This is a genomic window from uncultured Caballeronia sp., from assembly GCF_964243625.1.
Taxonomy (GTDB): Bacteria; Pseudomonadota; Gammaproteobacteria; order Burkholderiales; family Burkholderiaceae; genus Caballeronia.
The window spans coordinates 1-14,011 of sequence record NZ_CAXTGZ010000118.1; the positions used below are offsets into that span (position 1 = coordinate 1).

At 57.4% G+C, this 14,011-nt stretch carries 14 protein-coding genes and 1 pseudogene; 6 read left to right on the forward strand and 9 right to left on the reverse strand.

Features of this window, described 5'->3' with window-relative positions:
* A pseudogene (locus tag ACFFAR_RS10655) lies at positions 1-72 on the reverse strand (DNA-binding response regulator); the annotation flags it as partial.
* A gap of 170 nt (positions 73-242) precedes the next feature.
* Here ACFFAR_RS10655 and ACFFAR_RS10660 point away from each other — a divergent pair.
* On the forward strand, positions 243-1,217 hold the full coding sequence (locus tag ACFFAR_RS10660) for a DUF535 family protein (RefSeq protein ID WP_174362764.1): 975 nt from the start codon (positions 243-245) through the stop codon (positions 1,215-1,217).
* Positions 1,218-1,298: 81 nt separating this feature from the next.
* The gene (locus ACFFAR_RS10665) at positions 1,299-1,574 is read left to right on the forward strand and encodes a hypothetical protein (RefSeq protein ID WP_062000579.1); all 276 of its coding nucleotides are present in this window, start codon (positions 1,299-1,301) and stop codon (positions 1,572-1,574) included.
* Between the two features lie 19 nt (positions 1,575-1,593).
* Here ACFFAR_RS10665 and ACFFAR_RS10670 read toward each other — a convergent pair whose 3' ends face one another.
* Positions 1,594-2,277 (reverse strand): hypothetical protein, encoded by a 684-nt coding sequence (locus tag ACFFAR_RS10670; RefSeq protein WP_174362765.1) that lies wholly within the window; start codon positions 2,275-2,277, stop codon positions 1,594-1,596.
* Positions 2,278-2,412: 135 nt separating this feature from the next.
* Positions 2,413-3,795, reverse strand: a complete 1,383-nt coding sequence (locus ACFFAR_RS10675; protein ID WP_174362766.1) for a sigma 54-interacting transcriptional regulator — start codon at positions 3,793-3,795, stop codon at positions 2,413-2,415.
* Positions 3,796-4,067: 272 nt separating this feature from the next.
* Here ACFFAR_RS10675 and ACFFAR_RS10680 point away from each other — a divergent pair, with 272 nt between their 5' ends.
* The 4 genes from ACFFAR_RS10680 to ACFFAR_RS10695 all read left to right on the forward strand — a co-directional run bounded on the left by ACFFAR_RS10680 (position 4,068) and on the right by ACFFAR_RS10695 (position 5,409).
* Positions 4,068-4,346, forward strand: coding sequence for a GlsB/YeaQ/YmgE family stress response membrane protein (locus ACFFAR_RS10680; RefSeq protein ID WP_062168297.1), 279 nt, complete (start codon positions 4,068-4,070; stop codon positions 4,344-4,346).
* 161 nt (positions 4,347-4,507) lie between these two features.
* Positions 4,508-4,780, forward strand: coding sequence for a hypothetical protein (locus ACFFAR_RS10685; protein ID WP_174362767.1), 273 nt, complete (start codon positions 4,508-4,510; stop codon positions 4,778-4,780).
* 116 nt (positions 4,781-4,896) lie between these two features.
* A complete protein-coding gene (locus tag ACFFAR_RS10690; RefSeq protein ID WP_062000584.1) occupies positions 4,897-5,136 on the forward strand; it encodes a hypothetical protein in 240 nt (79 codons plus the stop codon).
* Between the two features lie 24 nt (positions 5,137-5,160).
* Positions 5,161-5,409: a hypothetical protein gene (locus tag ACFFAR_RS10695; RefSeq protein WP_062000585.1), complete on the forward strand. Its 249-nt coding sequence runs from the start codon at positions 5,161-5,163 to the stop codon at positions 5,407-5,409.
* A gap of 319 nt (positions 5,410-5,728) precedes the next feature.
* On the opposite strand, the gene ACFFAR_RS10700 is transcribed toward ACFFAR_RS10695, so the two are convergent.
* The 6 genes from ACFFAR_RS10700 to ACFFAR_RS10725 all read right to left on the reverse strand — a co-directional run bounded on the left by ACFFAR_RS10700 (position 5,729) and on the right by ACFFAR_RS10725 (position 13,547).
* On the reverse strand, positions 5,729-6,169 hold the full coding sequence (locus ACFFAR_RS10700) for a DUF488 family protein (RefSeq protein ID WP_174362768.1): 441 nt from the start codon (positions 6,167-6,169) through the stop codon (positions 5,729-5,731).
* Positions 6,170-6,464: 295 nt separating this feature from the next.
* Positions 6,465-8,441 carry a DUF262 domain-containing protein gene (locus ACFFAR_RS10705; RefSeq protein ID WP_375507862.1) on the reverse strand — a complete coding sequence of 659 codons (1,977 nt, stop codon included), beginning with the start codon at positions 8,439-8,441 and terminating at the stop codon, positions 6,465-6,467.
* 221 nt (positions 8,442-8,662) lie between these two features.
* Positions 8,663-9,142, reverse strand: a complete 480-nt coding sequence (locus tag ACFFAR_RS10710; protein ID WP_375507863.1) for a DUF6232 family protein — start codon at positions 9,140-9,142, stop codon at positions 8,663-8,665.
* A 243-nt stretch (positions 9,143-9,385) separates the two neighbouring features.
* Positions 9,386-11,203, reverse strand: coding sequence for a glutamine--fructose-6-phosphate transaminase (isomerizing) (glmS, locus tag ACFFAR_RS10715; protein ID WP_062000587.1), 1,818 nt, complete (start codon positions 11,201-11,203; stop codon positions 9,386-9,388).
* Between the two features lie 61 nt (positions 11,204-11,264).
* A complete protein-coding gene (gene glmU, locus ACFFAR_RS10720; protein WP_375507864.1) occupies positions 11,265-12,626 on the reverse strand; it encodes a bifunctional UDP-N-acetylglucosamine diphosphorylase/glucosamine-1-phosphate N-acetyltransferase GlmU in 1,362 nt (453 codons plus the stop codon).
* Between the two features lie 96 nt (positions 12,627-12,722).
* A complete protein-coding gene (locus tag ACFFAR_RS10725; RefSeq protein ID WP_375507865.1) occupies positions 12,723-13,547 on the reverse strand; it encodes an aspartyl protease family protein in 825 nt (274 codons plus the stop codon).
* Between the last annotated feature and the right edge of the window lie 464 nt (positions 13,548-14,011).

Genomic DNA, 14,011 nt, shown 5'->3' on the forward strand with positions numbered 1-14,011 from the left:
CTTGCGGAGATAAGCCGCGACCAGCGCCGAAAGGCGTTCATCGTCTTCGACGAGCAAGATCCGGAAGGGCATGAGGGACTCAGTGGTGACGCAATGGCGCCGAATGACAAACAGGATAGCGGATGCGCCGCACGCCACGAGCATGCCCGTACAAAACTCGACAAGACTCCACGCAATTCGACATGCCGGCCACGGCGCATGGATAGCATCCGTTCGATCGCAATCCAGAAAGGTCGTGCACGATGCCCTTGTTCTTTGAATGGTTTGGCGCGGGTTCGCAATCGCTCGCCGGATGGTTCGCCCGTATCGCGAACTCATGTGCAACGATAAGTCACGCGAGCCGCATCTTATATCCGGGGACGAGCCGTTTCGCCCGATGGCGGCGGATTCGATTCTGGCTGCGCTCGCTGCTCTGGTGGCGCACGACCACGACGTGGCTCGAGCGCTGTGCGACATCGCCGTTGTCGAGCCTCGTGGAGCGTCAGCCGGTCGCGCTCGAACGCATGCACCGGCCGTTCCTTCATGGATGCTTCAACGCACGCGAACGGCTCAAGGCGAGCCTCGATCATTGCGCGATCACGCAGCAATGCGCGCCGCGACTGGCGAATCGTATTGCATTTGAAGGACGAGTATCGATTGCACGCATCTCGGTCGATGCAGACAGTTGGGACGTATCGCTCGAATCGATCGGGCATTTTCAGCGCGAAGGCGACTGGTCACTTTGCATTCGCGATGCATCCGGCAGACGCGTGGTGTCGTGCACGTTCAGCCTGGCGTATCTCGGCGGCAAGGTGCTGCGCCCGCGCATGTGCATTGGCGCGGTCCAGGGCCCCGACAAGTCGATGTACGGCCGCGACCTTTTTCGTACGCTCACCAAGAAGTGGCTTGGATTGCGACCCAAGGTCTTTGCGATTTATCTCGCGCAAAACGTGGCGCAGACGCTTGGCATGGGCAGTACGTTCATCGTGTCGAAACACGCACATGTCTATTCGAACTGGCGCTATTGCCTGCGCAAGAAACGCGTGTCGGCGGACTACGACAACCTCTCACGCGAATGCGGCGCTTTCGCCACATGGAACGGCTGGTTCGTGCTTGCCCCGCCCCGGTTGAATCTTGCGGATCGCGATGACTCGGCTAAGGGAAATGCGCTGCGCCGAAAACGCAATGCACTCAGGGAAGATGTTGTGTTGCAGATTCGCGAACGATTACGCGCGTAACAAACACGACCCGCTTATTAGCTGTTTTGGGCATGCCACTTGCACTACGTTCCCGTTCACTAAAATGTACTGGGGCGACGCATGGCATCGACGATTTCCGCATCTACCAAATTCCGATCAGTACTAGCAGAGGGCGAGATCGATCATCTGGAAAAGATGCTGCGCCTGTCGCGGACGCAAGGGCCCGTTCCACATCTGAACGGCGCCTACTGGACGGCAAGACTTACATTCGTGCAAGAACATTTCGATCTCGTCGCGGAGCAGGCAAAGCGTGTCAAAGCGCTGCTTTGTGTATCGGCGACAAACGATGCGCTGGAATCGAAGGTTGGCGGCGGCACGCGCTCATGGGTCGCTTGAGCGCATCACGCACATTCAATCACTTGCCGCCTGCCTGAGCGGCCTGAGCAACCAGCCGTCGCGCGGACACGCTCGACGCATCCACGGCGGAAGCCTGCGACGCATTGTCCGATACACAGCGCCAGTCGCCCGTTGCACGGCAGCGCGCAGCGCGATGCAAAAGATCATCGCGCAAACGTTCTCGGGTAGCCAGGTCCGCGCGCATCTGCTGCAACTGAGGATTGGCGCTGTCGTTTGCCGGCATCGCCGCAAGAGTCCGATGCGCCACAAAAAGATTGCGGCTCCCCATAGCACGATAAAACTCGGAAGCACCCGGAATTGCCGGTATCACTGCGGGTGGCTGTGCCGGCGAGACGCTCGCGTTTGCAGGTGCAGGTGCAGGTGCACTTGCGATAGCCCCGGCAGTTGCAGCCTGCATCCGGACGACCGCTCCGCTCACGAGCGCATGAGAAGAAACCGGCTGCGGCTTCAGATCCATGTTCGACGGACGAGAGCCACTCAGAGCCCATACGATCAACACGCCTCCGGCAAGCAGACCTGCCCATAGCAGTTGCTCCGTGCGTTTCGAGCGCGTCTGATAGAACTTCAGCGCGCCTTCAGCCAGTCCCGGATACGCGCCTTGCGAACGCTTGGGGCGCCTGATACTTTTCTTCTGAAATACCGTGGTTGCGAAGCTCGTCAAACGGTGCAAAAGGTTTGGCACATGGCCGCACCGCCCACATCTGTAAGTACCTGCAGGAAAGTCATTTCCGCACTCTTCGCATGTCGTCCACGCTGCGTAACCGATAGACTCCAGCATGCGCATAAAAGTCTCCATGTTAAGTGGGTACGGGTGTAATCAAAGGGCTGGGGCCGGATCGCCGGCTTCTTGCATGTCGTCGCCGGCGGCGCGTGTCGGCATTCCCAAATCCTGCATCAGCCGGTGCAAATGGACCCTGGAAATCCCGAGACCGCGCGCTGCATCCACGACGCGGCCCTTGTGTACGAAAAGCGCCAATTCTATCGCGCGCCGGTCCGCCGCCGCGCGGGCCTCCCGAAGCGAATCCGGTGCATTCGCAGCGTGCTCGGTTAGTTCGAGATCCTGAGCAGTGATGTATTTTCCCTCGGATAAAATAATTGCGCGACGTACACGATTAATAAGTTCGCGCACATTGCCGGGCCAGCCATAGTTATGCAAGGCAGCAATCGCATCCGGCGCGAACCCGTGTATGCGCCGTGCGCGTTCGTCCTTGAAGCGTTCAAGCGCGTACAACGCCAGTTCCGTAATATCTTTTCCGCGCATCCGAAGCGGTGGCTCCCGAATTTCCAGCACGCAGAGACGAAAAAACAGGTCGGCCCTGAAACGTCCTTCATCGACCGCCGTCTGCATGTCGACATGCGTCGCGGTAATCACGCGCACATCGACATCCACGCTTTCGATGCCGCCCAGCCTTTCGATTTTTCGCTCTTGAATGAAACGCAACAACGCCGCCTGACTTTCCGCTGGAAGGTCGCCGATTTCATCGAGAAACAACGTGCCGCCATTGGCTTCCTCGACACGTCCGATCTTTCTTTGCGTTGCGCCCGTGAAGGCGCCGCGTTCATAGCCGAACAATTCCGAATGCAGCAACTCGTGCGGGATCGCACCACAGTTCACCGCGATGAACGGCATGTCGCGCCGTGCCGATCGTGCGTGAATCATCTGCGCGGTCAATTCCTTCCCCGTGCCCGATTCACCTGATATGAAAACGGTCGCATCCGTCGAAGCAACTTTTCCGATCGCGCGATGAAGCGCCCGCATCACCTCCGACGACCCAATCATGCTACTTGCCATAGCGCCATCGGCAAGTGCCGTGTCTCCTTCGAACCGTAGCGCTTCCATGCCGACCGCCTGCGACAACACGGTCAGAATGCGCTCATGCTGCGTAGGCACCGTGACGAAGTCAAAGCAATGCGCGGCGATGGCGTCGCGCACCTCCTGCAAGTCCCGCGATTCACGCGATACCAGTGCAACCCACGCCACCAGAGCAGAACGCGAAAGCTGTTCGACCCTCTCCAAATGCGGCTTGCTCACGCCGGCCGTCAAGTCGAGCAAGCCGGGCATGGGTGCATCGGTCAAATCACTTGATGCGTTTGCGTTGATTGCGGGTACCACTTTCCACGCGGCATCGCTGAGACTCTTTACTAGCTTTTCGTCCGGCTTGTCGCCTATATAAAGAAGCGTCCGATGCACGCGGTCCATGGTTGTAGATATTCTCTGGTAAGCCCTTCTTTACACTTGGATGGGAACAGCCCGGCCATTCGCAGCAGGCGCAACTTTCCGGGTGACCCATCCTATAGACGCGCATTCGCCGCAGGTGAAACAGAAAGTTAGTTTGCGTATCCAGGAATGAAAAAGATCGTCAGATGTAACTGCGCCGCTTCGGTCGAATCCGGGCACGTGGTTTGCGCCTACCGAAGCGCCGCGTTCAACTTGCGTTTCCCGCAACGCGGACCTACCCAACGGAGAACGCTATGGAACCTGTATCGCACGGAATCATCTTCTGGCTCATCATCGGCGCCATTGCAGGCGCGCTCGCCGGCCGGATTGTCGATGGCGGCGGCTTTGGGATCGTGGTGGACATCATTGTGGGGATCGTCGGCGCGTTTATCGGCGGATGGCTGGGTGGCGCGCTTGGCCTGCACCTGGGCAGCGGCATCATCGGATCCCTGATTACGGCCGTGATCGGCGCGGTGATTCTATTGATCATCGTCCGGCTCTTCAGCCGTGGGCGTGCCGGGCCAACTGTCTAATAGCGTTCCAGTACCAAAACCCCGTGTCCGCACGGGGTTTTTTATTGTGCAACGCCAATTGATCTCAAACCGCACAACTGCTTACAAATCTCACGTGAGGGCAGTGCACCGGCACTGCCGGGCGCGCGTTGTAGCAAGACGCACCCACCGCGAGGCTTGTCATGAGCACTAGTTGGCATCTTCACGAGCAGCAACGTCGCCGCATTCATTCGCTGATCGCCGTCACGGCCATTGCAGTGATCGTGGTGAGCGGTATTGGCATCGCGGTATTGACCGGCATTCTTTCGGCATCGAAAGCCGAGAGCGCGACCTCGAATGCTTCCCCTCTAATCGACACACACAGCGCCGATCCCCTCAGCGGATTGAAGCTCAACGCAGAACCCCTGCATGGGTTGGCGGTTGAGCAGCGCATAGGCATATCGGGCGCGCGGTAACTCCGCGTTACCAATCTCGCAAACCGGTTTCACTTGCGAGCGGAAACTGCACATAGACTTTTCACTACCGGATGACGTCGATGTCGATGCCGCCGGAAACCATCGAGGATCGTGGAATGAACAAGCGCAATATCGCTGCCGTATTGTCGATGACGCTCTTCGCGTTCGCCGGCTCGGCCAACGCGGCGGGATGTCTCAAGGGCGCAGTTGTAGGCGGCGTTGCGGGCCACGTCGCGGGTCATCATGCGGTGATCGGCGCAATGGGCGGCTGCATTGTCGGACATCACATGGCGAAGGAGAAAGCGAAAGAACGTGCAATGGAAGCAAGTCAGCACACCGCCGCGACACCGTCCTGAGCGGTTCACCGAACAGGAGGACCCATGCTGCGACCCCGAAGCCTTCGAGTCACAGCGCAAGCGGCCGGCACGCAAATGTGTGCTGACTACTGCGAGGAAACTGGCCGCCTTCGCATCCTTCAGGACGAAGTGGCGTTGCGTGAATGGTTTCCGCCCAACTCGTGGATGGCGATTGCATCGGTTGCCGGCGCGCGCAACTGGGGAACGCGGCCGGACTTGAACGAGCTGCGAGCATTGCTCGTGAGCCAAATGTCGCTGATGAACATCGGCTGAAAGATGTACGAGTTATCCGTTACAGCCTCTGGATAACTTCGGCATAACAACACGGATTGGTGTGCGCCGATTCTTGATAACCGCGGGCATGTTCGCAACGCCGCAGAAGTTATCCTTCCATACACCTCGTTGTCCCGCAAGCGTGCTTGCGGTTATCTGGTCTGTAGAGCATTGATCCAATGGCGCTTTCGACGCTTGTCCACAGAAACGGGCGATGCTTGTTAACTATTACTATGTATACATATCACTTACGATAAACCATTAAGGCGTGGAATATGAGCGTTGCCGATGGCGCTTAGAAAGTGAGCACAGCTCGGCGTCACAGTAAATGTTCGATGCTCAAGCGATTGGACCATCGTGAATTCAAGTATTCGACGGCAAGTCTTCGATGACATCTATCCGGACTGTGCTCGCTGCAGAGAAGGCAGGCTCCGTCGAACAGTGTGACGTCGAGGTTGCTCTCTACTCGACGCTTCGCAAGCTGATCGATATACGCCGATGCGTAATCATCCCATGACAGATCACCCGATCGGTATCGCTTGAGATGGTCGCGTTCGGGCGCAAGCTCACGAAGCTCGACGTATCTGATATCGAGTAGCTCGGACAGGAAGAACTCGAGGTCCGGTTTTTTGGAGAAGCCCGCGAGTTGCGAAGTGTTGTTCAGACGGACATCGAGAAGGGTGCGGACTTCGGCTTGCTTTAACAGCGTGAAGAACTGTGCAGCCGATTTTTGGGTGAAGCCGATGGTGGTGACTTGCATGGCTTGAGATTTCGAACGAGCGAATGCGTTGAAGGTAACAATAACCAACTTTTCCTGGAAATGACCTCACCTCGCTATCCAGGCACCTTTTAGCCTTCACGCGCACTAGGCACCCACGCATTGGTGCACCATATAGCACCATGTAGCGGCGACTAGCGATCGCGTGGCCGCCGCGTGACCGGTTTGCTTGGTAGCGTGCTTTGACCAAGTCCCCTGGCGAGCTGGCGAGAGGGCTGTCCCCCATCCCAGTGCATGCATTATCGCCGCTCGTCATCTCGACCCGTATAACGTCGGGCTACGATATGGCTATCGTCAAATCTGCCTCCAGAGTCGCGTCATCGGACTCGTAATCCTCGCCTTCCTCGCGAAGATCGCCGGAATAAGCCCGCTTTCCCATTGCATCTTCAATCAAGGACAGGAGCTGCTTTTGGCGATCTGCCATAAACGCATCAAATGAATCGCTGCGGAGCAACTCCGGGTTTATAAAGTGCGACTTGAGATGCTCGTCTAGTCGATTGCTGTCGATCGGCGGTACGGTAGTGTTGCCGGCCTCAAGCTTAGCGAGATATTGAGATGGAGCCACTCCGCCGATGATTCTGTTGGTGCGATAAGACAGCGGAGTCTTATTAATTATCGAGTCGAAGATGGCAGGCTTGATTCCGTTTGACTTGCACCAGTCCTGAGGAAAGATATGGTGGATATCGACGTTCTCGCCGAAAAACACGAGATGGTCGAACTTCTGCCCTGAGCGAAAATCGCGCGCGCCCTCCCTCATGAGCAAAGCATTTACTCCCTTGTAAGCAGCCGACAAACGCATGCGCATGGTCTTTAACCGGTCAGCCTGGAAAATGGTTTCGCTCACTGTCGTTGGCTCCGGACCACCCTTCAGCCATGCAGGAACCTCCAGGAAATCGCGGGCAAAACGCGAATCCACTGCAGATCCATAAAGCTCTCCAAACACACCGCTCCAGTACCATTGGACCAACTTCGAGCGGACAGTGTCGTGCTCCCAGGCAGTGCCGATATCGGCAAGAATCGCTGCAAGCGGAACAATTTGCGACTGGTACGGCAAGTCAAAAACGCGGTAAATATGCAGCATGTGCAGAAATTTCGCTGCGTGCACAAAGCCGGTTTCAACCTGAGCCTCGTACTTTTTATAGGCACTTAAAGGAAGGTTCAGTAACGCCTGTCGATTTCCGCTTACTGCTGGCAACTCCTTGCCGGTCTTGTTTGCCTGCTCTGCTTCCCGCCGCTTCTCTCGCGTGTAGAACAAAGAAATTGCTTGCAAGAAATCTGTGTTGGTGACGTTTGCGATGATGCCCGAAGCCGCGTCTGCAGGGCGCAACGTCTCGGCGAATCGACCCTGGCGTCCCTTTCCGCTTTCGTTCCCAAACCAGTCCTTCCGAAGCTCGTGTCCGTCGGCAGCATACATGGCCGTGACCAACTCGAACGCATCAAGCGGCTTACCTCCGGTATTGACCTTCTCAAATACGACGCACACCGCTTCCTTCGAGGTAGACCGGTCAAGTGCAATGACGGGAACTCGATAATCCTTGAAGTTTTCGAGGACAGTGCGTTTGAATTCCCTAAATAACCTTGGTGCGTCAGAGTGCTCGTCCCGGCGCCAATATGCATCGAGACCGTCTTGCCAGCAGTCCCAATCAAAGACTTGAGACACGGGATACATCAACGTTTCGTACTCTCGTTCTGATGTCGACAGGTCAAGCAATTCCGAGCGCCCGAAATCCGTACGTATCACTTTGTCTTCGGGAACACCGACGATGGCTTCCTCGCGGTCGCATGAAGGATTTATCGCCTTCATGATGTCGATGTAAAACCACCGCTTAACCTTTTTGTTCTTCGGTGTGATGGTCTCCACAACCTTGCCGCGAAGAGTCACTTGATAAAGCGACGTCATGCGCTGCTGTCCGTCAAGGAGCAAGGACCGGGGCCGTGCTGAGTGTGCGGTGTCGGGCGCGCCTTCGACCGGCCGAGGCTTGAACTCGACATCGCCTCCCGTTTCCAATGTCATCAGCGCGCCAACAGGAAACGCCCTCGAAATAGACGCGATCAGACTTTTGATCCGGTCTTCGTCCCACACCCAACTGCGCTGAAAATCCGGTAGCTGCAGAGTGCCTGCGTGGCAATCATCGAGAAGCTCCCGAAGGGATATTGGATTGGTTTGAAATGCTGATCTGGCCATGTCTCTGATTTGATTATTAAGGGAAATTAAGTTTAAGGAAAACGGAACCAACCGCGGAGATGCGATCACGCCATTCCTTGGAAAACCGTAAGCCGCCCCGGTACGGAAAACCTTCCGACGGATGATGTACTTTCGCGACGATGACCACCGATCACTTCGTCAATATATCTGCTGAGCCTTTTACCAAGAGCAAAGGCGGTCTCGGTAGACATTGCAATATACGCGCGTGCGACGCGTCTACGCCTTCCAGCCCCAGAGCTCGGAACACTATCTCTCCGATTTCTGCCCCGTCATCCTCGAAAGACGATGCAATCCGTTAGCGCTGACACGATCTTGTTAATCCATGTCCTGCTTCGATCCTTAAGCGCTTGCGTCTCTCCGGAAGCAGTGCTCAAGACTACGAAATACATTGGCTTTTGGGCGATGAATAGTAGAACGCCGAGTACGATTGGTACGACAACCCACCAAATGTTGGCCTTGTTCAGCAAAGCCGCCCCGCCGAACAGGATAAGTAGAAGCGCCCCGATCCGGTTTGGTTTTTCCTCATGTGCCCTAACTGCGGTGACGCCGCTCATCGCGAATGTCTGACTACCAGGGAGCACAAACCTAGAACTTGTAATGACAACCCCCTGTTCGTTGAGGAACACTTGCTCCGCTTCTTGTACCGGAAGGGACCGTGGCGGAGTCTTTACCGGAGCGCCACAGTTCGGACACGATGCAGCCTTGTCGCTGATTTCCCTGCTGCACTCGCCGCAATTAGTTAAAGCCATATGAATCCCGATGAATTACACATCTCAAAAAACTATTCTGATAATTAAAAACTATCGATCGACCGAAAAAATAGCCGCTCGTGCGGCCAACCGATCTTGATAATTTTTCGAGTGGGCTTTCACTATTTGTGGAAGACCACTCGCCTCTGACCCGCGCAATTTGCGGACACGCGTATTTTGCCTTATTACTTCTACGACACAAAGGTTAAGGCTCTGCTTTACGCGGTTTTTAACACGCCCCCCTCACTCCACCGTCACACTCTTGGCCAGGTTCCTGGGCTTATCCACATCGGTCCCTCTTGCACAAGCCGTGTGATAAGCCAGCAATTGCAGCGGTACCGTATGCAGGATCGGCGACAACAAGCCATAGTGCTCCGGCATCCGGATCACATGAATGCCGGCTTCGCTGACAATGCGCGTATCTGCATCGGCGAAAACATATAGCTCGCCCCCGCGCGCCTTCACCTCCTGCATATTCGACTTGAGCTTCTCCAGCAGCGTGTCGTTGGGTGCGATCGTCACGACCGGCATTGCCTCCGTGACCAACGCCAGCGGCCCATGCTTCAACTCACCCGCCGGATACGCTTCAGCATGGATATACGAGATTTCCTTCAGCTTCAACGCGCCTTCGAGCGCGATCGGATAATGCAGCCCGCGCCCGAGGAACAGTGCATTTTCCTTCCGCGAAAATTCCTCTGCCCAAGCGATGATCTGCGGCTCCAGCGCAAGCACGCTGTTCAGCGCCGCCGGCAGATGCCGCAACTGCGCAAGATACGCGGTTTCCTGCTTCGCGCTCACATGGCCGCGCAACGCGCCGAGCGTCACCGCCAGCACGAACATGCCGACCAATTGGGTCGTGAAAGCCTTCGTGGACGCCACGCCAATCTCGGTGCCCGCATGGGTGAGAAACGTCAGCTCCGTCAGCCGCACCATCGCGCTTGAACTCACGTTGCACACGGCCAGCGTGTGCTTGTGCCCAAGCGACTGTGCGTGCTTCAACGCGGCGAGCGTATCGGCGGTTTCGCCCGACTGCGATATCACCACGACCAGCGCCTTCGGATTCGGCACCGACTCGCGATACCGGTACTCACTCGCCACCTCGACCTGCGTAGGAATCCTGGCGATGGACTCAAGCCAGTACTTCGCCGTCATGCCAGCATAAGAACTTGTGCCGCACGCGAGGATGAGCACGCTGTCGATATCGGCGAAAACTTCTGCCGCCTTGGCGCCGAACAGGTCAGCGGTGAATCGCTCGGCCTGGGGAATGGTGTCGGTGATGGCGCGCGGCTGCTCGAAGATTTCCTTCTGCATGAAATGCCGGTACGGCCCAAGTTCGACCGCGCCGCCGTACGCCGCGACCACGCGCACTTCGCGCTGCGCAGGAATGCCGTCGCGATCGACGATCTTCACGCCATCGAGCGTGATCTCGACCACATCGCCTTCATCCAGGTATGCAAACCGGTCCGTACTGCCCGCGAGCGCCAGCGCGTCCGAAGCCAGGAAGTTTTCGCCATCGCCCACACCGACCACCAGCGGCGAACCTTCACGCGCGCCGACCACCGTGTTCGGCTGATCCTTGTGAATCACGGCGATGGCATACGCGCCGTGCAACAGTTTCACGGCCTCGCGCACGGTCTGAAACAAATCCCCGCGATACATGCTGTGAATCAGATGCGCGATGACTTCGGTATCGGTCTGCGATACAAATTCGTAGCCCTTTTCACGCAACGTGGTCCGCAGGCTTTCGTAATTCTCGATGATGCCGTTGTGCACCAGCGCCAGCTCGTTGCGCGAGAAGATAGGATGCGCGTTGTCGGTGACGGGCGCGCCGTGCGTGGCCCAGCGCGTGTGCGAGATGCCGGTCACGCCGTCCAGATGACTTTCGCGGACCTGTTCGGCGAGATCGGCGACGCGGGCGACGCTGCGCGCGCGTTTGGTTTCGCCATCGGCGATGACGGCGACGCCGCATGAATCGTAGCCGCGGTATTCGAGCCGCCGCAACCCTTCGACCAGCACCGGGACAATGTTACGTTGCGCGACCGCGCCGACAATTCCGCACATGGATCTATCCTTCAAATTGTTTTCGAATCGCCCGAATCACGCGAGCATTCGTGATTGTTTCTCAAGCTTTTTTCTTCACTGGCCGCACGTAACCGCCTTTGCTGATCTGCGTTTTCTCATTCATCACGAGCTGGTTTTCTCCAACGATGTCCTTCCAGACCGTCGTGCCCGCCGCGATCGTCGCGCCGCGCGCCACGCGTACCGGCGCAACAAGTTGCGTGTCCGAGCCGACGAACACATCGTCTTCGATCACCGTACGGAATTTGTTCGCGCCGTCGTAATTACAGGTGATCGTGCCCGCGCCAATATTCACGCGCGCGCCGACATCGGAATCGCCGATATAACTCAAGTGATTCGCCTTCGAGCCGCGCCCGAACACCGCGTTCTTCACTTCCACGAAGTTGCCGACGTGCGCTTCGTCGCCGAGCACGGCGCCTGGCCGCAATCGCGCATACGGTCCTAGCACGACGTTCGCGCCGGTCGTGCCGCCTTCAATGTGCGTGAAAGCATCAACGCGCGTGCCAGCGCCGATGCTTGAATTGCGGATCACGCAATTCGGGCCAATGGTCACGTTATCCGCGAGCGTCACGTTGCCTTCGAAGACGCAATTCACGTCGATGGAAACATCGCGTCCGCACGTCAGCGTGCCGCGCACGTCGATGCGCGCCGGGTCCATCAGCGTCACGCCTGCAACAAGCAGATCTTCGGCGACGTTGCCCTGATGAATGCGTTCGAGTTCGGCGAGTTGCTGCTTGCTGTTCACGCCGAGCGTTTCCCATTCGTCGTCGGGCTGCGAGGTCACGACTTCGATACCTGCTTCGAGCGCACGTTCGACGACATCGGTGAGATAAAACTCGCCCTGCACGTTGTCGTTCTTCAACGACGCCAGCCATTCGCCAAGCCGCGCTGTCGGCGTAATCACGATGCCCGTATTGATCTCGCTGACTTTCAGTTGATCGGCGTTGGCATCCTTCTGCTCGACAATGCGCTGAACCTTGCCCATCGCGTCACGCACGATACGGCCGTAACCCGTCGGATCGTCGAGGGTGACGGTGAGGACGCCGTAGTGCTGGCCGGCGGTATCGACGAGACGTTTTAACGTGCTTGCGCGCGTGAGGGGTACGTCGCCGTAGAGAATCAGCGTGGAAACAGCGGGGTCAAGCAGCGGCAGCGCCTGCATGACCGCGTGGCCGGTGCCGAGTTGCTGCTCCTGGATCGCGAACTGGACGTCGGGCGCGCCAACAGCGTTCTGCACCTGATCGGCGCCATGCCCGACCACCACGACAAGCCGCGTGGGGTTGAGCGTGCGCGCGACATCGAGCACATGGGACAAGAGCGGCTGGCCAGCCAGAGGATGAAGGACTTTAGGCAAGGCGGAACGCATGCGCTTGCCGGTACCTGCCGCCAAAATTACGATGTTCATGGCGTCAGCTTTTTGGGAAGTGTTGGAGGCGTCAATATAACATGCGGGCGCATCCCGAAATTGCGGCCCGGCCTTGCTGAGCAACGGTCCAGACGCTCAGGACGCGTCCATGCGTTGCATGAAAACCCAGCCCGTCGAGTATGAAAGCCAGACGCGGCGGCCTCGCAAGTAGTCCATGCCGAGAACCATATCGAAGTCCGGCAGCACGATGTCCCCCACCTCGATCGACGCGCTTGGGAACCGTTCGGCGCCGACCTCCAGGTCCACGCTATGCCGATAACTCGCAATCGGCTCACCATCCCAGCCAAAGTTGTACAAGGGCACCGTTTTATCCATCCCGGTCAGGTCCGCTCCGGTCCCGGCTATGCTGGCCTTAGCCGCAATCGAGGTCTCCGCGCCTGTATCGATGACTGCCCGAATGGGATGTCCATTCGCCGATATATGCAGGACGAAACGGTTACGCCGCGTTAAATCGGCGGAAAAGGCAGTGAATTGTCCCGACCATGGAACAAACCGGCCGACGCAATTGGACACCGAATAGAGCGCCATGGTCCGCGCGGGAAAATCGAGTTCAACGTCGTACCGTGTCAGTATGTTGGAGCCCAGAAAGCCAATCGGTGCGGGCAATCGTGCTTCACGCGCCCGCTTTGCAACAAAGGCGAAAGAGGTCGGACTGACGCGGAGATCAATCCACTCGGGCGCTCCCAGCTTCAGGGACGAAAGGATGCGCGGATAATGCCAGCCTGCCTCCCCGCCGAGACCCGTTACCTTGTGCTCGCCGAACTTGTCCTCCTGCAGATGCCAGACATTCGCCATGGCAGGTTCAATAGTCGTCTGGTCGCTGCCCGTATCCACGACCATTGGATAAGTTCGTCCGTCGATCTCGGCCGGCACCGTGAAAAAGCCGAAGAATCTGGTCAAGGGCAACTTCGCCTCAAGCTGAACCCGGCAAGCAGCAATGTTCGACGTGGGAGGCGGCCGCCTCGCAGGCCTTGTCGCGGAAGCGCCTTTTGTAACTCGGGCACGCGGCTTCATGACACGTTCAACCGGAGCGCGTGTGAACGCTGAATGTGGTGATGACTGACCGTCGAAACCCGTATTTGCCGCGCTGCTGACCGCAAACAAGAGAAGCGCGCAACTGAATACTGTAAGTCCGCTGAGCTTCCGATAGATGATTAACCGCAACGAGATAATCTGCCGCATGCCTGCTCCGCTTATCGAATTGGCGATGGCGTTCAAGCATTTAAACTAAAGCTTAAAACACACAAACGGCGCAGCCTATCATCTCCTTCATCTCATAAACGTAGAAACTCCGCTGGATTCAAAACACCGGTTTAAAAAACAACTAGCGGTGCCGGATCACCAGACAGCTTCAAATATCGTCG